Source organism: Pseudomonas sp. TCU-HL1 (assembly GCF_001708505.1).
In the GTDB taxonomy this organism is placed as follows: domain Bacteria; phylum Pseudomonadota; class Gammaproteobacteria; order Pseudomonadales; family Pseudomonadaceae; genus Metapseudomonas.
The window spans coordinates 4,326,069-4,346,598 of sequence record NZ_CP015992.1 but is presented as its reverse complement, the minus strand read 5'-3'; the positions used below and the strand labels follow the sequence as shown (position 1 = coordinate 4,346,598).

Genomic DNA, 20,530 nt, shown 5'->3' with positions numbered 1-20,530 from the left:
AATGACTCGTGCTGTTTGGCTGGGGCGATAGGTAGTTTGGGCGTTATGGGGCCTGTCGTAGGAGCGAGCTCTGTTCGCGAACAGCCATGGCGCGGGCTATCGCGAGCAGAGCTCGCTCCTACCAGGCAATCGGTGGCGTAGGGTGCGCTGCGCGCACCGCGATCCTGGCGCGGTGGCGTTGGTGCGCGCGGCGCACCTTACTCGCGGTCAGCTGGGCGCCGAGCGTGGCAGTTTCAGGTCGGCGCAAAGGCCACCGCCTTCGCGGTTGCGCAGGACGATGCTGCCGCCCAGGCGGCTGGCGATCATTTGCACGATGGCGAGGCCGAGGCCGGCACCCTGGGGGTTGTCCTGGCTGTAGAAGCGTTCGAACAGGCGTTCCAGTTTGGCTTCGTCGATGCCCGGCCCCTGGTCTTCCACGCGCAGCAGGAGGTAGTCGCGGCCATCTGGTAGCAGGCTGACCTTCACTTCGCTGCCGGCCGGGGAGAAGTTGGTGGCATTGATCACCAGGTTCTGCAGGGCGATGCCGATGGCGGCGGCGTCGCTGGTGGTGTGGAAGTCGCCCTCGGTCACTTCCAGGGCCAGTTCGAGGTCCTTGTCCAGCAGCAGGGGCGTCAGTTCGGCCAGGTGCTCGCGTACCAGGGGCTCCAGATCGAGCCGCTGCCATTTCTGCCGGGCCAGTTCGGGCTCCACCCGCGCCATGGTGAGCAGCTGGTGGACGACGCGGGTCAGGCGGTCGACGCCCACGGTGAGAAAGCGCAGGGCCTCGGCGCGCTGCTCGTCGCTGGTGGCTTCCAGCGCGTTCTGTACATGCAGGCGCAGTACGGCCAGCGGTGTACGCATTTCGTGGGCGGCATCGCCGATGAAGCGGCGTTCGCGCTGGAGCATCAGTTCGATTTGTGCCAGCAGCCGGTTGATTGCCGCTTGCATGGGCTCCAGCTCCTTGGGCAGCGGCATGATCTGCAGGGGAGCGAGTGATTCGGCGTGGCGGCTGCGGATCACCCGCGCCATGTTCTGCAAGGGCCGCAAGCCCCAGCCGATGGCCAGCCAGACCAGCACCGCGAGGATGAGGATGCCGATGAGGTTCGGCCACAGGGTATGGCGCACGATGCGTTTCACCAGGTCCTGGCGTACGTCGTCGCGCTCTCCCACCCAGATGAGCAGGCCCTGTTCGCTGTCCGGCAGTGTGAAGCCGCGCCAGTTCTGGCCCACCAGCTTGATGTTGTGGAAACCGGTCCGTTCTGGCGCGTGGTCGAAGGGCGGGGCGCTGGGTGATTGCACCAGGCTTTGGCCGTCCTTGCCCCAGACCTGGAAGGCCAGCTTGCTTTCGTAGGGGTGGCCGACCTTGTGCGGCTCGGCGCTGCTCAGGGCGGCGTTGAAGGCGCGGTAGAGCCCATCCCGCTCGGCGCTGGCCATCGGCATGTGCATCACGCCCAGCAGCAGGCGGGCGTTCTGTGCCAGGTGGGCGTCGTAGATCTCTTCCACCTCGTGGCTGCTGTCGCGGTAGTTGAGGTAGACGATGAGCAAGGTGCCGAGCAGCAGCAGGACCATCACCAGCCAGAGTGTGCGGCGACGCAGTGAGGTCATGGGCGCGCATCCACCAGGTAGCCGATGCCGCGCACGGTGCGGATGAGGTCGCTGGAGAGCTTCTTGCGCAGGTGGTGGATGTGCACTTCCAGGGTGTTGCTTTCGGCCTCTTCATCCCAGCCGTAGAGCGTCTGCACCAGACGTTCGCGGGTGAGTACCTTGCCCGGTTGCGAGAGCAGTTCGTGGAGCAGCTGGTACTCCTTGGGCGTCAGCTGCACGGGGTTGCCCTGGTAGCTGACCTGCTGGCTGGTCGGGTCGAGTACCACGCCGGCGTGTTCGATGAGCACCTGCGGCCGACCCGCGCTGCGGCGCAGCAGGGCGCGCAGGCGGGCCTTGAGTTCATTGAGGTCGAAGGGTTTGACCAGGTAGTCGTCGGCGCCGGCGTCCAGGCCGATGATGCGGTCCTCAAGGGCGTCGCGGGCGGTGAGTACCAGCACGGGCAGGGTGGAGCCGCCGGCCCGGAGCTTCTGCAGGACTTGCACGCCATCCAGGCGTGGCAGGCCAAGGTCGAGGATGGCCAGGTCGAAGTCTTCAGTCTGCAAGGCGTGCAGGGCGCTGGCGCCGTCGGTGAGCCAGTCGATGGTGTAGCCCTCCTGGCGCAGACCGGTGCGCACGCCCGCGCCCAGGGCATTGTCGTCTTCGACGAGAAGCAGTCGCATGGCGCTCCTTAAGGGGTCTGGATTTCTTGCAGTAAAGCATCGATTTCCTGGCGTCGGCCCTGGTCGGCCAGCTCGCGACCGGGGCGTGGGGTGGCGGCCTTTGCCTTGAGCAGGGCTTCGCGGGCCTGTTCCGCATGGCCCTGGCGGTAAAGGTGATCGCCCCAGAAATACAGGCTGTCGATACCTGCCGGATTGATCTCCAGGGCCTTGCGCAGCAACTGGTCGGCCTTGTCTTCGTCGCCGAAGCTGACGGGCCAGCCGGGCACGCGGTCGTACAGCGCCCCCAGGCTGGTGTAGGCCGAACCCTGCAGAGCCTGCGGGTCGAGCTGGAGGGCACGTTCAAGGGCGGCGCGGGCATCCTTGACCTTGCCCAGCGCACCCAGGCCGCCTTCGGCGCCGGCCCAGCTGCTGGTGACAATGCCGTGCCAGATCCACGCCTCGGCGGCCTCCGGGGCGCTGCGGGTGAAGGCGCTGCTCTGGGCGGCAAGTTTCTCGAATTCGGCAGCGCGCTGTTTCTCCGGCAGCTGGTACTGGATTTGTGCCCAGCGCTGCTGGATGGCGGCCAGGCGCTGGTTGCCGCCGGCGTCCAGGGCCCAGGCCGGGAGGCTGAGGGCCAGGAACAGACCGAGGGCGCAGAAGAGCTTGTTCATCAGGAGTGGTCCTTGCTGTGGTGGGCGGCGCTGAAGCGGCGGATGATCGGCAGCTGTTTGTGCAGGGCACGGTCCACTATGCCCGGCAGCATGCCATTGAGGCGGACGAAGAATTTCTCCGGCCAGCCGAGGTAGAGCTCGCTGAGGTCTTTCTCGATGGCGGCGATCACCGCGCTGGCAACCTGTTCCGGTTCGTCCACGCCCACCTTGAGCTCGGCGTTGAGGGCCATGGCGGCCTGGCTGTTCATGCTGGTGCGGGTGGCGCGGGGCGCAACGTAGAGCACGTTCACCGGTGTGTCGGCCAGTTCCCGGCGCAGGGCTTCGGAAAAGCCGCGCAGGGCGAACTTGCTGGCGCAGTAGACGGCGTAGCCGGGGTAGCCGATGGAACCGTAGATGGACCCCACATTCACCACCAGGCCATGGCTTTGCTGACGCAGCACGGGCAGCAGGGTACGGGTCAGTTGCAATGTGGCTGTGACGTTGAGGGCGAGCATGTCCTCGATCTGGCCTTCGTCTACCTGTTCCAGCATGGCAAAGGCGTTGACCCCGGCGGCGTTCACCAGGACGTTGATTCCGCCCATGCCGCGGGCGGCTTCCAGTACCTGTTGGCGGCCGTGGGCCTGACGCAGGTCGGCGCCGACCCACGACAGTTGCTGGGGATGGCGTTGACGCAAGCGGGCCAGGGTTTCCGGGTGGCGGCTGACCGCCAACACCTGGGCGCCCCGCATGCAGAGCTGCTCGGCCAGTGCCAGGCCGATGCCGCCGCTGGCGCCGGTGAGCAGCACGCGGCAATCAGTGAGGCGCATGGCTCACCTCGCTGGCGCGGGGCAGGCCGCGGAACATGTCGGCGTAGAGCTGGTAGACGACCTTGGCGGCGTGGATCACCGCCTGTTGGTCGTCTTCGTCCTCCAGGCGATCCATCAGGCGGCGGTAGCTGGCCATGTGGTCCTGGTCGAGGGCGCCATGGGAGGCCAGGTAGCTGAACGCTCCTTCCGGCAGGCCGAGGCTTTCGCGAATGGTGCTGGCGGCCTGGGTCGCCAGGGCGATGCTGGTACCTTCCAGTACGTTGACCATGCCGAACAGGCCCACCGGGTTGCCTCGGGCGATCAGGTCGTAGAGGTAGGCGACCATCAGTTCAATGGCCAGCGAAGGGCGGCTGCGGCTGGCTGCTACCGCGTCGCCGCCGCAGGCCTTGATGTCGTCGAGAATCCAGCGCTCGTGGCCATATTCTTCATCGATGTATTCGCAGACGGCGCCACGCAGCCATTCCAGGCGTGACGGCAGGCGCGCACCGCAGGCCATCATCAGTGGCACGGTGTGGCGCACGTGGTGGTAGGCCTGGCCGAGAAAGGCGCGGTAACCCTCCAGGCTGACCTGCCCGGCCAGCGCTTCGCGAATGACCGGGACACTGAACAGGGCCTCACGCTCCCGGGCGGTGGCAATTTGCAGTTGTTCGAAGAAACTCATGGATGTACCTCGTTCTCGAGTTCGAGCAGGGTGCCACGGTAGCGCGCGAGGATGGCCTCGCGGCGCAGGCGGCCGTTGCTGGTGAGCAGGGCGTCGGCAGCGTTGAAGGGGGTTGCCAGGCGATGCCAGGCCTTGACCCGTGCGTAGTCGGGCAGCGCGGCGTTGGCGCTGGCTACCGCATCGGCCAGGGTCTGTTCGTCGCAGTGCGGGTCCAGCGGCCAGACCAGGGCAAGGTTGCCGGGCAGGCCTTCGCCCTGGACGAAGGCCTGGGCGATCACGCCGCGCTGGGTCAGTTCGGCCTCCACCCACTCCGGGTTGACGTTGCGGCCGAAGCTGGTGATGAACTGGTGTTTCTTGCGGCCCTTGAGGCGCAGGTAACCCTCGCTGTCGAACTCCCCCAGATCGCCCGTGGGCCACCAGTCGCCTGCGAAGGGCGCCTCGCCCAGATAGCCGAGCAGGGTGGAGCCGCTGACCTCTACTTCACCGTCGTCCGCGAGGCGGACCTGCACATGGGGCAGGGGCCGGCCGACGCTGCCGGGGCGGTTCGCTCCGGGGCGGTTCAGGCAGACCACCGACGCGCATTCGGAGAGACCGTAGCCCTCGAACACCGGCAGGCCGATCCGCGCCGCACGGGCCAGCAGGTCCTTTGATACGCGCGCACCGCCCACGGCGACGAAGCGGAACTGCTGGGGTCCGAGGTGGCCGCGTTCGAGGGCCGTGACCAGGCCCAGCAACAGCTGCGGCACAAGGATCAGGCTCTGGGCGCCGCTGAGCACCAGCGTGGCGATCAGCTTCTGCCAGTCCACTCCGCTGGCGCCCTGGACACCGATCTGCCGTTGCGGCAGCAGGGTGATGCAGGCGCCGGCCAGCAAGGCGGCGTAGACCCCGAGGTTCTCCAGCAGGACGGCCATCGGCAGCACGGCCAGGTAGTGCGCCGGCGCGGTGGCGCGGCTGGCGATTTCCAGTTCCTGGGCGACCCGCAGCAGGGCGTCCGCGCCCAGGCAGACACCCTTGGGCTGGCCGGTGGTACCCGAGGTGTAGGTGACCTTGGCGGTGCCGGCAGGCAGGGCGGCGCGGGTGCTGCCAGCCTTGCGCCAGAAGGTGCCGTCCGCGTGGAAGCCGGTGCTTTCCAGCTCGCTTGTGAAACCGGTATCCACCACAGCCAGGCGGACCTCGCATTGCGCCAGGCAATGGGCGCGTTGCTGCGGGCTGAAGAAGGGCGGCAGGGTCAGGCAGGGGCGCCCGGCGAAAAGCGCGGCCAGGTCCCAGAGCAGCGCCTCGGGGCCGTTGTCCAGGCCGATAGCGAGCACGCCTTCGGGCTCGCCGCGCAGCAGGGTTTCACGCCGTTCCACTTCGGCCAGCAACTGGGCATAGGTGTAGCGCCGGGTATCGCCGCGCAGGGCCAGGGGCTGTGGCAGGTGGCTGGCGTAGTCGCGCAACCGATCGCGCAGGGCTTCAGGCTGCATGGTGCGCGGCTCCATCAACCTCGGGAAAGCCCAGACGCGCGATCATGCCGCTGCGCTGCAACTGCTCGAAGCCGTGGCGGATGTTGCCGGTGAACACCTGGGGTTTCTGCTCGTAGTAGGTGCCCCATTGCTCCTGGACTTCCTCGTCCAGGTGGTGGGGGGCGGCCTCGCCCAGCCGCAGGGGTTCGAGGCCGAGGCGGCGGAAGCTGTTGATCAGGCTGTGCGCGCCGGTGAACACCACCCATTCCAGGCCGCGCAGGTTCAGCAGCCAGGTGACGGCGACGATGATGAGTCGCGCGTTGCCGGCATTGATCGAGGCGAGGTTGCCGACTTCCACCACCTGTTCGCGTACCACCGGGTGGCCCGCGAGGTCGGAGATCAGCGCTTCTGGCGCCCCCTCCAGGTACTGTTCGAGGAACAGTGGCCCCTGCTCGGCAAGGCGGATGCCGGCCACGGCGCTGAGTGCCCCGTGGTAATTGCGCATGCTCAGCAGCTCCGGCATGAACTGGCGGATATCGGCGCCGTGGGCGCTGAGGAATCGGCGGTGGACGAAGTCCTCGATCTGGCCGCGTCCGGCATCACCGGCCAGCAGCAGGGACAGGGAATGTTGCTGCGACTTGTGACCGAAACGGAATGGGAACAGGGCGTTCCACTCGGCGCTGTTCATCGGTGCCCTCCAGGCGTTTGGCGTATGGATGGCAGTATGTGCGGGAAGTCTTAAGGCACCCTGAAGATGGGCCGGCTGGTGATCGTCCGTCGCCGCGATTGACCCAGGACAAGGCCGCGCTGGCGTCGCTGACTAGAGTTTCCGATAGGAAATTTCTGAAGGACGACTGTCGCGATGGGTACCCACATCAGCTTTCTTGGCGGCGCCGGCACCGTGACCGGCAGCAAGTACCTGCTGGAGCACGACGGCCAGCGCGTACTGGTGGATTGCGGGCTGTTCCAGGGCTACAAGGCGTTGCGGTTGCGCAACTGGGATGCCTTCCCGATCCGCCCGCACCGGCTGGACGCGGTGGTGCTGACCCACGCCCACCTGGATCACAGCGGTTACCTGCCTGCACTGGTCCGCGACGGCTATCGCGGGCCCATCTACGCCACCGAGGCGACCTGCGAACTGGCGGAAATCCTCCTGCGCGACAGCGCCCGGCTGCAGGAAGAAGAGGCCGAGTACGCCAATCGCCGGGGCTACTCCAGGCACCATCCGGCCAAGTCGCTGTATACCGAAGCGGATGCCGAACGTGCGCTGAAACAGTTGCGGCCCCTGGCCCTGCATCGCCCAGCCGAGATCGCCAGCGGTATCCGCCTGCAGTTGCGCCCGGCCGGGCACATTCTCGGCGCGGCGATGGTGGAGCTTGAGGCGGGTGGCCGGCGGATGCTTTTCTCCGGCGATCTCGGGCGCCCGGACGACCCGCTGATGGTGGCGCCGGAGGCCGTCGAGGGCGCCGACATCCTGCTGGTGGAGTCCACCTACGGCAACCGCCTGCATCCGGCCGAAGACACCCGGAAAGTGCTTGCCGATGTGATCAACCGCACGGCCCTGCGCCAGGGCATCGTGGTGGTGCCGTCCTTCGCGGTGGGGCGTGCGCAGTTGCTGATGTACCTGCTGTACCGCCTGAAGCAGGACGCGATGATTCCGGATCTGCCGGTCTACCTGAACAGCCCCATGGCCACCGACGTGACCACGCTCTATCAGCGCTTCCATAGCGAACACCGCCTGAGCCGCGCGGATTGCGAAGGCATGTGCCGGGTGGCGCACTTCGTGCGGACGGTGGACGAGGCCAGGCAACTGGAGCAACTGCGCAAGCCGGCGGTCATCATTGCCGGCAGCGGCATGGCGACCGGCGGGCGGGTACTGCATCACCTCAAGGCACTGGCGCCCAACGCGCGCAACACCATCCTGCTGTCCGGCTTCCAGGCGGGTGGCACCCGTGGCGCGCTGATCGCTTCCGGTGCCCGCGAGGTGCGCATCCACGGCGAGGACATTCCCATCCGTGCCGAGGTGGTGACCCTGGAAAACCTGTCGGCGCATGCCGATGCCGGCGAGATCCTCGACTGGCTGCGGCCTTTCAGTCGCGTGCCGAAACACACCTTCGTGGTCCACGGCGAACCGGATGCGGCTGACTGCCTGCGTCGGCGTATTCGCCAGGAGCTGGGCTGGTCGGTATCTGTCGCCGAGCACCGCCAGCGTGCGTCCCTCGATGCGCTGGAGGACGAGGGCGACTGACATCGACTTGCAGTGATCCGGTCATGGGGCGGTCATTTCGAACGGGCATCCTGCCTGCAGGAGCAGAAAGGGCACAGGACGTGCCAGGGTGCAATCTCAAGCTGCCGGCGATGGCAGCTTTTTTTTGCGCGCGATTTACAGACGCCCCCGGTTTTCGATCATCGTTGATGGGGGGCGTTGGGCTTCGCTTCGCTCCAGTGGAACACCGCCGGCCTCGTGGGTGCCTGGTAGGGTGGGCTTCAGCCCACGCTGACCTCCGTTGGTGGGTTGAAGCCCACCCGAACTACAACAGCCGGCCCTCTGCCTGTGGGAGCGAATTCATTCGCGAAGGGCTGCCGCTGGAGGCATTGAGCGTTGATCAGGCCTGTTCGGTGGCGTAGCTGTGCTGGAGCAGCATGCCGAAGCGTTCGAAGGCGGCCAGGGCACCGGCGTCGATTTGGCGTTCTTCCTCGGGGCTGAACTCGAGGGAGTCGAGGGTGCGGGTGAAGCGTTTCCAGCCCTCGGCGCGACCGCCTTCCGGTTCACCCAGATGGCGTGCGCCGAAGGTTTCGCTGAGGCCCAGGGCCGCTACCCGCTTGATCAGGAAGGCGGCGCCGAGCTTGGAGCCTTCGGAGACGAACAGCCAGCCTAGGGCTTCCGCCCGGCCGGGGCTGGCCAGGGCGCCAGCCACCGGGGCGGGGACGGCGCTGCCAAGGTCGGCAAGGTCTTCACGGGCCTGCCGCGCGCGGCAGCGGGCTGGCAGGTCGGGGATGATCGCGACCAGTGCCGGGTCCTGGTACAGGGCCTGGAGTTCGGCCTGGAACAGGTACTGGGCTTCGACGAAGCGAGCGAAGTGCTCGCGGCTGGAGAACGGCGCATGCGCCTTCACGGCCGCATCGAGGCGGGCATGAGGTTCGTGGGTGATCTGGTTGATGCGTTGGGAGCGAAGTGGGGTCATGGGAATGCCTGTTCGATAGGGTTCTGTAGACGAGACGAACCAGTGGGCGCCGTGCGTAAAAACGCCCCTCTCGGGAGAGGGGCGGCGGCCTCAGATGTCCCACACCAGGTTCACCGAGACGTTGCGTCCCGGCTGGGTCAGGCGGTCGAGGTTGGCCGGGCTCAGCACGGAGGCTTCGCCGACGCTGTCGTAGCCGCGTACGTCATCCCACAGCCAGTACTTCTTGTCGGTCAGGTTGAACAGGCCGGCGTTGAGGGTCAGGTCGTCGGTGAGCTTGTAGTAGCCGCTCAGGTCGAGGATGCCGAAGCCCGGTGTCTTGAACTGGCTGCTGGTGCCATCCGGGGCGTTGAAGGCGCTGTCGTCCACACGGCTCTTGCGCTTGACCAGGGTCCAGTTGAGCAAGGCGCCGTAGCGGCTGGCGTCATCGTCGAAGCCCAGGCCGAACACGCCAGTGAGCGGGTTGACGCTGTTCAGCGGCTGGCCGTTGTCCTTGTTACGACCGTAGGCGTAAGCCACCGAGCCGTTGGCGTAGAAGCCCGTTGGGGCGCCGAAGGTATCCAGGTTGAGGCGGCCTTTTACTTCCACGCCCTTGATCACCGCGTTGGCGATGTTGTTGGTCTGGAAGGTCAGCTCGCTGCTGCCGGGGGCGATGGCGTCTTCGTCGATCAGGTCGCGGTATTTGTTGTAGAACACCGCGATGTCGAAGTAGCCCTGCTCGAAGTTACCGCGCAGGCCGGTCTCGTAGCCCTGGCTGCGCTCAGGGTCGAGGTTGGGGTTGGGCTCTACGTGGTAGCCGCCGGCGAGGTTTTCGAAGCGGCCGTAGAGGGCCTTGGCGGTGGGGGTGCGAAAACCTTCGGCGTACTGCCCGTACCACAGATAGTTGTCGTTGAAGGCGTAGGTCACGCCGAGCTTGGGCGAGAGCTGGTGCCAGGTTTTTTCTTCACTGCTGACGACATCGGTGTTGCTCTGCTGCACGGTGTTGAGGAATTCCTCGGTGATGTGCGGCTTCAGGCGGGTGTGGTCGTAGCGCACGCCGGGCAGGAAGGTCCAGTCGTTCCAGCGGATCTCGTCCTGGGCGAAGAGACCGTAGGTGTCGATGGTCGGGTCGGGAAAGTCGCTGGAGCGCGCTAGGCCGTCGGCGGCGCTGGGGGCGCCGATGCGGGTGCAGCCGCGACCGACCGCCAGGCAGGTCCCGGTGCCTTCGCGATAACCGGTGACTTCCTGGCGCTTGAGGGTGGCGCCGTAGGTCAGCAGGTGATCGGTATCGCCAAGGGTGAAGCCCTTGTCCAGTTGCAGGTCGAAGACCCACTGGCGTTCCTTGTAGAGGGTGTCACGGGTGCGCAGCACCTTGCGGGTGATGGGGTAGTAGAACTCCTCGGTGCTCTGGTCGGTCTTGGCTTCCTGGTAGTTCAGGGTCCAGCGGGCGTTGTCGGCGACGGCGCTGTCCAGGGCGAACTGGTGCTCCAGGCCGAAGCGCTCGCGGGTGATGGTGTCGTTGCCGGTACGCCACTGGTACATGCCGCCGGGCAGGATGCTCGGTGGCAGGGCCGGCTGGCCGTTGGAGTAGGGGCCGCCGTAGGCGCTCTTCTGGTCGGTATCGACATCGTCCTTATAGTGCTCGTAGACCAGGCCGAATCGCGCGTCCTCGGCGTAGTTCCAGCCCAGCTTGGCCAGCACGTTGGTGGTGTGAACGTCTTCCGGGTTGGCTTCGGTGCGTTTGAGGCCAGTACCGCCGGTTTCGCCGTAGGACTCGACTTCGTGGCCGTTGCGCTGGCTGAGGTGCAGCAGGCCGTCGAACTCACCCTCGCGGCCCGCCACGGTGGCGGAGGTCAGCCAGCTGTCATCGGCGGAACTGTAGCCAGCCTTGAGGCGGGCGCCGGCGTCCTGGCCGTCCTTGATGATGTCGCGCGGGTCGAGGGTGAAGTAGCTCACCGCGCCGCCGATGGCGCTGCTGCCATAGAGCGCCGAGACCGGGCCGCGAAGAATTTCCACGCGCTTGACGATTTCCGGGTCGACGTAGTTGCGGCGCGTCTGGGCGTAGGGGCCGTTGAAGAAGCCGTTGGGGATTTCCACGCCGTCGATCTGGGTGAGTACGCGGTCGCCGTCGATGCCGCGGATGTTGTAGCCGCTGAGGCCGGCACGCTGGCCGGTGCCGCCCACGGATACGCCCGGTTCGTCGCGCACCAGATCCTTGATGCTGTTGACGTTGGCGCGATCCAGTTGTTCACGGCTCTTCACGCTGACGCTGCTGGGCACCAGGCTGGCGCTTTGCGCATGCCGGGTGGCGGAGACGGTGAGGGGTTGCAGCTCCAGCCCCAGGGTCGGGTTCTTTTCCAGCACCACGTTGCGCTCGCCGATGCTGCGGTACTCCAGCCCGGTGCCTGCCAGCAGGCGCGCGAGGGCCTGCTGTGCCGGCAGGCGACCATTAATCCCAGGGGACATCACACCCTCGGCCAGCTCCGCCGGCAAGCCGACCTGCCAGCCGGTGACGCTGCTGAACTCGTTCAGCGCGGCGACCAGTGGCTGGCGCGCAATGGCGAAGGCGTAACCCGACTGCTGGCTGTGGCTGCCCTGGGCGGCATCGCTGCCGGCGGCCACGGCGGGTGCCATGGGCAGCCCGGCGAGGGCGATGGAGAAGGCCAGAAGGGACAGTGCGAAAGGGGACAGCCGGCGCTCGGCAGGGCGTCGGGGTTGCTGGGTCATTGGGGGGCTCTCTTGTCAGTCCGTCGTATGGTTTTAATGCGAATAAATTGCATTTGCTTTTGACGGGACGAACGAGCACACGGGAACGCGTAAAAAAATCTGCAAACGCTCTGTAAAGGCGTTGAGGAGGAGGCGTCCGGTGTCAGCCGGGCGCTGCGGATCAATTCAGAATCAGCAGGGAAGGGTATTCGTGGAGCTGGGCGGAGGTGACCTGTGCCAGAGAGCGCACCACGCCCACCGGATCGTCGAGGCGGTAGTTGCCGGTTACCTTGACCGCTTCCAGCTGCTCGTTGGCGCTGTAGATCCAGCCCGGGTAGTAGCGCCGCAGTTCGGCCAGCACCTGGCTCAGCGGGCAGTTCTCGAATACCAGGCGGCCGCGAACCCAGGCCAGTTCCTGCTCGAGGTTGGCATGGCGCAGGTCGGAGAAACCGTCGGGGCCGATGCGGATGCTGTCGCCGGCACCGAGGCTGACGCGGGCGCTGTCCTGGCGACTGCTGACATCGACGCTGCCATGGCGCACGCTGACCTCCGCGGCATCGCCCAGGTAGCGCACGGCGAAGGCCGTACCGCGCACGGATACCTGCACCGGTCCGGCTTCCACCTCGAAGGGGCGGTTGCGGTCATGGGTGACGTCGAAGTAGGCCTCGCCGCGGTAGAGGCGGGCGACCCGCTGCTGTTCGTCGATTCGGCTGGAGATCGCCGAGTCGGTATTGAGCAGCACCCGCGAGCCATCCGCCAGGTGCAGGTTCTGCCGCTCGCCCACCTGGGTCAGGTGGTCGGCGCGCAGGCGCAGCAGCAGGTCGCTCTGCAGTCCGACACCCACGGCCAGCAGCAGGGCGGCGGCCATGGCCAGAGGCTTGAGACGTTGACGCGGCGGGCGGGTGGCTGGCTGCGGGGAGGCATCCAGCCGGCGCGCGGCCTCGGTGAGCAGGGGCGATTGCCAGATGGCCTGGGCTTTCTGGAAAGCCGCGAGGTTGTCCGTGGAGGCGGCCAGCCAGGCGTCGAAGCGTGCTCGGCAGGCTTCGTCGGCGCCATCGAGGAGGATCAGCCAGTCGAGGGCTTCGGCGATGGGGCCGTCTTCGAGCATGGCGCTCCCGGGGGCGGGGTGGGGCACTGACGGTTCCTCGCGGCGTGGGGCCGATATTCTTGACCAATGACGAGGCGAGCGAAAGCCCGTCATTGGGATGTCTCCAGGCGGCTGAGGGTTTCGACGCAGATGGCCATGATCAGTTTCAGTTCCTTCTGAACCGTGCTCGGAGAAACGTCCAGTTCCTCGGCGATTTCGGCGTGGCCGCAGCCGTGCAGGCGGCTGCGGATGAAGATGCGCTGCTGGCGCTCGGTCAGGCGCGAGAGGCTGGCTCCCAGGCGCTCCAGCAGTTTGTCGGCGTGCAGCCTGTCCTCGGCGCTGGAAGTCACGGCGGGCACGGCCTGGATCACGTCGTCGGGGATGTCGTCCAGCATGGTCCGCGACTGCATGCGCATGTGCCGCAGGTGGTCCAGCGCGAGGTTGCGGCCGGTCTGGAAGAGAAAAGGTTCAAGGTGATCGACACGCCGCTCACGCAGGGTCGTGGCCACCCGCAAGTAGGTTTCCTGGACCAGTTCCTCGGCCACGCTGGGGTTCTTCACCATCCGGATCAGGGTGCGCAACAGCGGGGTGCGTTGGGCGATGAATACGGCGTCGAGGTTGGAGGTGGTCACGAGGGGCGTCCAGGCTCAGTCTGGTCGCGAATGATAATTAATTTTATTTGTGTGGCAACTGACAATCTTGCGCGTATGGTGGACCACGCTTCACCGGTCCACCATTCGAGGCCCGGCAGAGCGCCGCTGGTGGATGGAAAAGCGCCATCCACCCTTGAGGCTAAGGCGTTGACATGGAATCTCCCACAGGGCCAGTAAAAATGAAAAACCCGGCAGAAGCCGGGTTTTTCGCAGCGATTGGTGACTTATTCGGTACTCAGTACGCCACGGCGAATCTGGTCGCGCTCGATGGATTCGAACAGGGCCTTGAAGTTGCCCTCGCCGAAACCGTCGTCACCCTTGCGCTGGATGAACTCGAAGAACACCGGGCCCATCAGGGTTTCCGAGAATATCTGCAGTAGCAGGCGCTTGCTGCCGCCTTCGGTGGTGCCGTCCAGCAGGATGCCGCGTGATTGCAGCTCGCCTTCCGGTTCGCCATGGTCCGGCAGGCGGCCCTGGAGCATCTCATAGTAGGTGGCCGGCGGCGCGGTCATGAAGCGCATCCCTAAGGCTTTGAGTTCGTCCCAGGTCTTGATCAGGTCGTCGGTGAAGAAGGCCACGTGCTGGATGCCTTCGCCGTTGAACTGCATCAGGAACTCTTCGATCTGGCCCGCGCCCTTGGAGGACTCTTCGTTCAGCGGGATGCGGATCATGCCGTCCGGCGCGGTCATGGCCTTGGAGGTCAGGCCGGTGTATTCGCCCTTGATGTCGAAGTAGCGGATCTCGCGGAAGTTGAACAGCTTCTCGTAGAAGTCCGCCCAGTAGGCCATACGGCCGCGATACACGTTGTGGGTCAGGTGGTCGATGATCTTCAGGCCGGCACCTTGCGGGTGGCGGTCGACGCCTTCGATGAACTCGAAGTCGATGTCGTAGATCGAGGAGCCTTCGCCGAAACGGTCGATCAAGTACAGCGGCGCGCCGCCGATACCCTTGATCGCCGGTAGGCGCAGTTCCATCGGGCCGGTGGGGATCTCGATGGGCTGGGCACCCAGTTCCAGGGCGCGGGCATAGGCCTGGTGGGCGTTCTTCACGCGGAAGGCCATGCCGCAGACGGACGGACCGTGCTCGGCGGCGAAGTAGGCAGCCTGGCTCCTGGGCTCATTGTTGAGGATCAGGTTGATCTCGCCCTGGCGATACAGGTGCACGTCCTTGGAACGATGGGTCGCGACCTTGGTGAAGCCCATCATGGCGAAGATGGGTTCCAGGGTATTGGGGGTGGGGGACGCGAATTCGATGAATTCAAAGCCCATCAGGCCCATGGGGTTTTCGAAGATGTCAGCCATTTTTTGGCACCTCAAGCATTTGATTGGAAGTTATAGGTCAATGCGAGGTGGCAACTGGTGGCGCGCAGGAAATGCCGCGTACGCTGCGGGCGAGGTAGTCGCCGATGGTGACTTTGAATCCGAGGCTTCTCATGGGCGTGGCCTCAGGCCGGTTTGTCGGCTTGCTGGTCGGGGTGCGCCTGGATGAACGCCGGATGCTTGAGGGCGAGGCGTTCTACCCGGGCGATCTTTGGATAGTGTGACAGGTCCAGTTCGAAGCGGCGTGCGGCATAGACCTGCGGTAGCAGGTAGACGTCGGCCAAGCCCGGTTCGCCGAAGCAGAACCCCTCATCGCCTATCAAGGCTTCGACTGCGTTGAAGCCTTCGGCGATCCAGTGGCGAATCCAGTTCATCACCTCGCTCTCCTCCACCTTCAGGCCACGCAGGCGGTTGAGCACCGCGACGTTGTGCAGCGGGTGGATGTCGCAACCGATGATGGCGGCTACGGCGCGCTGGCGGGCACGTGCTTCGAGGTCGTGCGGAAGAAGGGCCGGCTGGGGAAAGCGTTCTTCGAGGTACTCGATGATGGCGGGGGACTGGATCAGCACCTGACCGTCGTCGGTTCGCAGGCTGGGTACGCGGCCTTGGGGATTGACCGCCTTGTATTCGGGTGTGTGTTGCTGGCCGCCGTCCTGGATCAGGTTCACCGGGATGTGCTGGGCATCCAGTCCTTTCAGTGCCAGGGCAATGCGCACCCGGTAGGAGGACGTGGAGCGGTAATAGGTGTAGAGGTCCATGGCAATCACTCGGCGGCTGGCGGTCCGGGGAGGGCTCCGGATGCCGGCGTTGTTATTTTCGTAATCAATTTACACTTTGCGTAATTTGTTCGCTTCGACCGATGGTGTCAAGCACGACGCTATGGGTGAAGAGTGCCGTGCAGGAGCGATTTTAATCTCGAATCGGGCCGCAGGCCCGACTGGGGTGGCGGAGGACCATTGCGCGACCTTTCGCGAATAAATTCGCTCCCACAATGGAGCCCACAAAAAGAAGGCCCCGCATTGAGCGGGGCCAGGTTCATCACTGGTTGTGCTTGCTGTCTTCAACACCTGCGGTGTTGTTCAGCAGGCTGCCGGTGGCGGTCTGCAGGAAGGCTTCCAGGTATTTCTGCAGCCGTGGGTCGCTGTCGCCGGGGATGCGTTCGGCCTTGGCATCGGCGCCCAGCTGGTACTGGTACAGGCGCGCCGGGAAGTCCTTGGGCTGGATCAGGATGCGATCGCTGCTGACGATGGCCACCGTCTGGTCGCTGCCCGAGGGCTTGATCACGCCGATGCCCGGATCACTTTCCGGCAGGTTCAGCAGATCGCGGCCCCAGCACTGGTGGCGCACTTCGCCGCCGAGGCGGCCCATGATGGTGGGCACGATGTCGATCTGGGTGGCGACGTTGTGGTTGAGGCTGCCGAACTTTTCCTGCACGCCGGGGCCGATCAGCAGCAGCGGTACGTTGAAGCGGAACAGGTCCATTTCCGTGAGCTGCTTGTCGCTGCCGAAGCCATGGTCGCCGACCACCACGAACAGGGTGTCCTTGAAGTAGGGTTCCTTGCGTGCTTTTTCGAAGAACTGGCCCAGGGCCCAGTCGGCATAGCGCATGGCGGTCAGGTGCTCGTCATGGGCGCCGTGACCGGTCACCCGCTCAACCGGCAGGTCGGTCGGCAGTGCATAGGGCGTGTGGTTGGAGAGGGTTTGCAGCAGGGCATAGAAAGGTTTGTCGGTGGGCATCTTCGCCAGTTCGGCGGCGCCACGGTCGAACATGTCCTGGTCGGACACGCCCCAGGTCGGGTCCATGAACACCGGATTGACGAAGTCTTCGCGGCCGACGAAACGGGTCATGCCCTGGTTGCTGAAGAAGCCGGACTGGTTATCCCACTGGAAGTTACCGTTGTAGACGTACAGGTCGTTGTAGTCGCGGGCGCTGAGCAACTGCGGCAGGCCGGAGAACTTGTGCGCGCCTTCGGGGGTGCGCATCAGGTACTCGAAGCTGGGCAGGTTGGGGAAGCAGGCCATGGTGGCGAACATCCCCTGGTGGGTGTGGGTACCGTTGGAGAAGAAACGGTCGAACAGCAGCCCTTCCTTCGCCAGATTGTCGAAGTAGGGTGTGATGCCCTCCGGGCTGCCCATGGCACCGACATAACGGCCCGCGAAGCTCTCCATCAGGATCACCACAACGTTCTTGATCGGCAGCGTGCCTTCGGCCGGCGGGGTGAAATCGCGGCGGATGGCGGCCGTGTCGGCGTCCACCAGCTTGTCGTTGGGGGTCAACAGCATTTCGCGCACGCTGGCCAGCGCCTCATCCTCGGGCAGGGTGGCCTTCCAGGCGTTGTCGCGATGGGAAGAGAAGCTGTTCTTGGCGGCGTCCACCAGGGTCAGCGTGCCATTCAGGCCGAGCTGGTTGGCGAACATGGAGTCGGTGGTGAAGGCGTCGCCCCAGCGCAGCGGCGGGCCCTGGCGCAGATGGCCACGGACGGCGACGATCGCGACTACCAGGCAGACCATGAAGATCGCCACGCGACTGAACCAGGGGGCGGTGGTGCGCCTGGTGGGCGGGATGCTCGCGGCGACAGACGCGCGCGGACGGCTCAGCAGGTCCAGGCTGCGGAACAGCAGGTAGAGCATGGCGGTGGCCAGGGCCCAGCCGATCAGGTAGCGACCGACCGGGAAGCCGTTCCAGATCATGCTGGCAACGGTGCCCAGGTCTTCCTGCATGTACTGGAACACCAGGCTGTTCAGGCGCTGGTGGAACTCGCGGTAGAAGTCCAGTTCGCTGATGCCGAGGAACAGGGTGAGGCTGGCGAAGAGAGTCAGCCAGATCCGGTGCAGGCCACGGGCGGCCATGGCATGGACGCTGAGCAGGGACAGCAGCAGGGGAACGCAGGCGAACACGACGACCCGCAGGTCGAAACGCAGGCCGTTGTAGAAGGCCTCGACGAAGACAGACGCCGGGCTGTCGCCGATCTGGTCGCTGTTGTACACCAGCAGGGCCAGCCGCAGCAGGCTGTACATCACCAGCAGCGCACAGGCGCTGAACAGGGTGAAGGTGAGGTGGCTCTTGACGGTGGGGCGGTCCAGGTTGAACGAGGACTGCCGGGTGGCTACGGGTTCCTGTGCGGTCATGCGATCAAGCATCCATTGGTGTACTCAAGACGGGACGGCACCTGTGGAGGTTAACGATGCCGGGGGTAAGTAGATCACCTGATGGCACATTGGTTCCAGTTGGCGCTGCCGAAAGCGAGGGACATTGCCAGAGGACATGTGAAGAAAACGTCGAATGGGGGAGGGCAGGGTGGGTTCCCTGTCGGGCCAGCCCTCTTTTCACTCGGCCCTGCGTTCCCGGATGGCAGCGGCTTCGCGGGTTACGAGTTCAATGAACGACAGCGCCAGGGGCGAGCGCTCACTGCGCTTGCGTACCAGCCAGACGGCGGTGGTGGCGCCCGGGTCCAGCAGGGTGCGATAGACCACGCCATCGACGCGGGTCCGGCGGAAGGAGGCGGGTAGCACCGACACCCCAAGCCCGGCCGATACCAGGCCGATGATGGTCATGGCTTCGCTGGCTTCCTGGGCGACCCGTGGTGTGAAGCCGGCTTCGCGGGCAAGCGCGAGCATCTGGTCGTAGAGTCCGGTGCCGAATGTACGCGGGAAGAACACGAAGGGCTCATCGGCCAGGGCGCTGAACGGGATGCCGTCCTCGCTGCCGGCAGCCAGTGGATGGTCGGCGCGCAGGACGGCCACCAGCGGTTCGCTGAACAGTTCCACCGCCAGCAGGTTATCCGGCAGGTTCAGGGGACGGATCACCCCCACTTGCAGGCTGTCTTCCAGCAGCGCCTTGACCGTTTCGGCGCTGCTGCCCTCGGTGAGTTCCAGGTGTACGTCCGGGTAGGCCTGGCGAAAGGCGTGGATGCTGCGGGGAATGCTGGAGGTGAAGGGCGCCGAGGAGGTGAAACCCACCTTCAGCTCGCCCAGTTCGCCCCGGTGGGCGCGGCGCGCCAGCTGCACGGCCTTGTCCACCTGCACCAGGACCTGGCGGGCCTCGTCGAGGAAGCGGCGACCGGCTTCGGTCAGCTCCACCCGGCGATTGGTGCGCTCCAGTAGGCGCGCGCCGATTTCCTCTTCCAGTGCCTGTATCTGCTGGCTCAGGGGCGGCTGGGAGATGCCCAGTTGCTCGGCGGCGCGACCGAAGTGCAGTTCCTCGGCCACGGCGATGAAGTAGCGCAGGTGTCTCAATTCCATAGGACGGCCTATTGATATCTTTTGTGTATCAAATGTGTCGAACAATATATTGGAGATAATATAAACCGCTCGCTATCCTTCGCCCCATAACCCCAACAACGAATTTTCCAGCCCCTGTTAAAGGCGGCACGGCCTCGTTGTGCCTGCTCGCCGCAAACGCTTAAAGGTGCCCCGTGAGCAAACCCCTGGCAGTACTCAAGACCGAAGACGAGCCTGCGTTTAGCGAGGCGGCCCGTGACCCAGCCGAAGCGCTGCCGGACGCCGCCGCCAATGATCCTGAACTCCCCACCTACATCCGCAAGGGCACGCCGCAGTTCATGCGTACCTCGCTGGCGCTGTTCTCCGGCGGCTTCGCGACGTTCGCCCTGCTGTACTGCATCCAGCCGATGATGCCGGTGCTGTCCAGGGCCTTCGCCATCACCGCCGCCCAGAGCAGTCTGGCGCTCTCGGTGTCCACCGTCATGCTCGCCCTCGGCCTGCTGGTTACCGGCCCGTTGTCAGACGCCATCGGCCGCAAGCCGGTGATGGTCGTCTCGCTGATTGCCGCCGCGCTCTTCACCCTGGCCAGCGCGGCCATGCCGACCTGGGAAGGCGTGCTGGTCATGCGCGCCCTGGTGGGGCTGGCCCTGAGCGGCCTGGCCGCCGTTGCCATGACGTACCTGAGCGAGGAAATCCATCCGCACCACCTCGGCTTGTCCATGGGGCTGTACATCGGCGGCAACGCCATTGGTGGCATGAGCGGGCGCCTGATCAGCGGCGTGATGGTGGATTTCGTTTCCTGGCATGCGGCACTGGCGGTGCTCGGCGGCTTGGCGCTGCTGGCCGGGCTGGTGTTCTGGCGGGTGCTGCCCGAGTCCCGGCATTTCCGCCCGGCGCCACTCAAGCCGTCCACCCTGCTGGAAGGCTATCGCCTGCATTTCCGTGACGCCGGCCTGCCCTGGCTGTTCCTCACCGGTTTCCTGCTGATGGGCGCTTTCGTCACCCTGTTCAACTACATCGGTTACCGCCTGCTGGCCGCGCCTTACCAGATGAGCCAGGCCCTGGTGGGCGTGCTTTCAGTGGTCTACCTCTCGGGTATCTACAGCTCGGCCTGGGTCGGTTCCCTGGCCGACAAGCTGGGGCGGCGCAAGGTGCTCTGGGCGGCCATCCTGCTGATGCTGGGCGGCCTGGTGCTGACCCTTTTCAGCCCGCTGGGGGTGATCCTGGCCGGCATGGCCATCTTCACCTTCGGCTTCTTCGGCGCCCACTCGGTGGCCAGCAGCTGGATCGGCCGCCGCGCCCAGCGCGCCAAGGGCCAGGCCTCGTCCCTCTACCTGTTCAGCTACTACGTCGGCTCCAGCCTGGCCGGCACACTCGGTGGCCTGTTCTGGCACCACTACGGCTGGGAGGGCGTCGGCCTGTTCATCGGCGGGCTGCTGGTGCTGGCGGTAGCCGTTGCGCTGCACCTGGCGCGGTTGCCGGCCCTGCCGGGCAACGCCATCGTCCAGCCGGCGCACTGATGATTTCACCCTGGGCCGCCTGGCGGCCCAGGGGGTGCGACAACACGCCTCCCACCGC

At 65.7% G+C, this 20,530-nt stretch carries 17 protein-coding genes; 2 read left to right on the top strand and 15 right to left on the bottom strand.

Annotated elements, in window-relative coordinates; genetic code table 11:
* Positions 1-207 precede the first annotated feature (207 nt).
* The 7 genes from THL1_RS20055 to THL1_RS20025 are packed head-to-tail and all read right to left on the bottom strand — an operon-like array spanning position 208 to position 6,493.
* Positions 208-1,584, bottom strand: coding sequence for an ATP-binding protein (locus THL1_RS20055; protein WP_069084876.1), 1,377 nt, complete (start codon positions 1,582-1,584; stop codon positions 208-210).
* Positions 1,581-2,243, bottom strand: coding sequence for a response regulator (locus THL1_RS20050; protein ID WP_069084875.1), 663 nt, complete (start codon positions 2,241-2,243; stop codon positions 1,581-1,583). Before THL1_RS20050 ends, THL1_RS20055 begins: the two co-directional genes overlap by 4 nt.
* A gap of 8 nt (positions 2,244-2,251) precedes the next feature.
* Positions 2,252-2,893, bottom strand: a complete 642-nt coding sequence (locus THL1_RS20045) for a hypothetical protein (RefSeq protein WP_069084874.1) — start codon at positions 2,891-2,893, stop codon at positions 2,252-2,254.
* A complete protein-coding gene (locus tag THL1_RS20040) occupies positions 2,893-3,699 on the bottom strand; it encodes an SDR family oxidoreductase (protein ID WP_069084873.1) in 807 nt (268 codons plus the stop codon). Before THL1_RS20040 ends, THL1_RS20045 begins: the two co-directional genes overlap by 1 nt.
* The gene (locus THL1_RS20035; RefSeq protein WP_069084872.1) at positions 3,686-4,360 is read right to left on the bottom strand and encodes a TenA family transcriptional regulator; all 675 of its coding nucleotides are present in this window, start codon (positions 4,358-4,360) and stop codon (positions 3,686-3,688) included. The genes THL1_RS20040 and THL1_RS20035 overlap by 14 nt, the downstream gene beginning before the upstream one ends.
* Positions 4,357-5,826 carry an AMP-binding protein gene (locus THL1_RS20030; RefSeq protein ID WP_069084871.1) on the bottom strand — a complete coding sequence of 490 codons (1,470 nt, stop codon included), beginning with the start codon at positions 5,824-5,826 and terminating at the stop codon, positions 4,357-4,359. Before THL1_RS20030 ends, THL1_RS20035 begins: the two co-directional genes overlap by 4 nt.
* On the bottom strand, positions 5,816-6,493 hold the full coding sequence (locus THL1_RS20025; protein WP_069084870.1) for a thermostable hemolysin: 678 nt from the start codon (positions 6,491-6,493) through the stop codon (positions 5,816-5,818). The genes THL1_RS20030 and THL1_RS20025 overlap by 11 nt, the downstream gene beginning before the upstream one ends.
* A 174-nt stretch (positions 6,494-6,667) precedes the next feature.
* On the opposite strand from THL1_RS20025, the gene THL1_RS20020 reads away from it, so the two are divergent.
* A complete protein-coding gene (locus tag THL1_RS20020) occupies positions 6,668-8,053 on the top strand; it encodes an MBL fold metallo-hydrolase RNA specificity domain-containing protein (RefSeq protein WP_069084869.1) in 1,386 nt (461 codons plus the stop codon).
* A gap of 358 nt (positions 8,054-8,411) precedes the next feature.
* On the opposite strand, the gene THL1_RS20015 is transcribed toward THL1_RS20020, so the two are convergent.
* The 8 genes from THL1_RS20015 to THL1_RS19980 form a co-directional block, all read right to left on the bottom strand.
* Positions 8,412-8,990 carry a biliverdin-producing heme oxygenase gene (locus THL1_RS20015; RefSeq protein ID WP_069084868.1) on the bottom strand — a complete coding sequence of 193 codons (579 nt, stop codon included), beginning with the start codon at positions 8,988-8,990 and terminating at the stop codon, positions 8,412-8,414.
* 90 nt (positions 8,991-9,080) lie between these two features.
* Positions 9,081-11,693 carry a TonB-dependent receptor gene (locus THL1_RS20010; protein ID WP_069084867.1) on the bottom strand — a complete coding sequence of 871 codons (2,613 nt, stop codon included), beginning with the start codon at positions 11,691-11,693 and terminating at the stop codon, positions 9,081-9,083.
* Between the two features lie 160 nt (positions 11,694-11,853).
* Positions 11,854-12,873 (bottom strand): FecR family protein, encoded by a 1,020-nt coding sequence (locus THL1_RS20005; protein WP_083245954.1) that lies wholly within the window; start codon positions 12,871-12,873, stop codon positions 11,854-11,856.
* Complete coding sequence (locus tag THL1_RS20000) at positions 12,870-13,391, bottom strand: RNA polymerase sigma factor (protein WP_069084865.1); 522 nt, start codon at positions 13,389-13,391, stop codon at positions 12,870-12,872. Before THL1_RS20000 ends, THL1_RS20005 begins: the two co-directional genes overlap by 4 nt.
* 245 nt (positions 13,392-13,636) lie before the next feature.
* A complete protein-coding gene (hppD, locus tag THL1_RS19995; RefSeq protein ID WP_069084864.1) occupies positions 13,637-14,713 on the bottom strand; it encodes a 4-hydroxyphenylpyruvate dioxygenase in 1,077 nt (358 codons plus the stop codon).
* A 143-nt stretch (positions 14,714-14,856) separates the two neighbouring features.
* Positions 14,857-15,489, bottom strand: a complete 633-nt coding sequence (gene maiA / locus THL1_RS19990) for a maleylacetoacetate isomerase (RefSeq protein ID WP_069084863.1) — start codon at positions 15,487-15,489, stop codon at positions 14,857-14,859.
* A gap of 280 nt (positions 15,490-15,769) precedes the next feature.
* Entirely contained in the window at positions 15,770-17,860 is a 2,091-nt protein-coding gene (locus tag THL1_RS19985) for an LTA synthase family protein (RefSeq protein WP_069084862.1), read from the bottom strand.
* Between the two features lie 198 nt (positions 17,861-18,058).
* Positions 18,059-18,973, bottom strand: a complete 915-nt coding sequence (locus THL1_RS19980) for a LysR family transcriptional regulator (protein WP_069084861.1) — start codon at positions 18,971-18,973, stop codon at positions 18,059-18,061.
* A gap of 173 nt (positions 18,974-19,146) precedes the next feature.
* Between THL1_RS19980 and THL1_RS19975 the strand changes: the two genes are divergently transcribed.
* Positions 19,147-20,472 carry an MFS transporter gene (locus THL1_RS19975; RefSeq protein ID WP_145928347.1) on the top strand — a complete coding sequence of 442 codons (1,326 nt, stop codon included), beginning with the start codon at positions 19,147-19,149 and terminating at the stop codon, positions 20,470-20,472.
* Positions 20,473-20,530 lie beyond the last annotated feature (58 nt).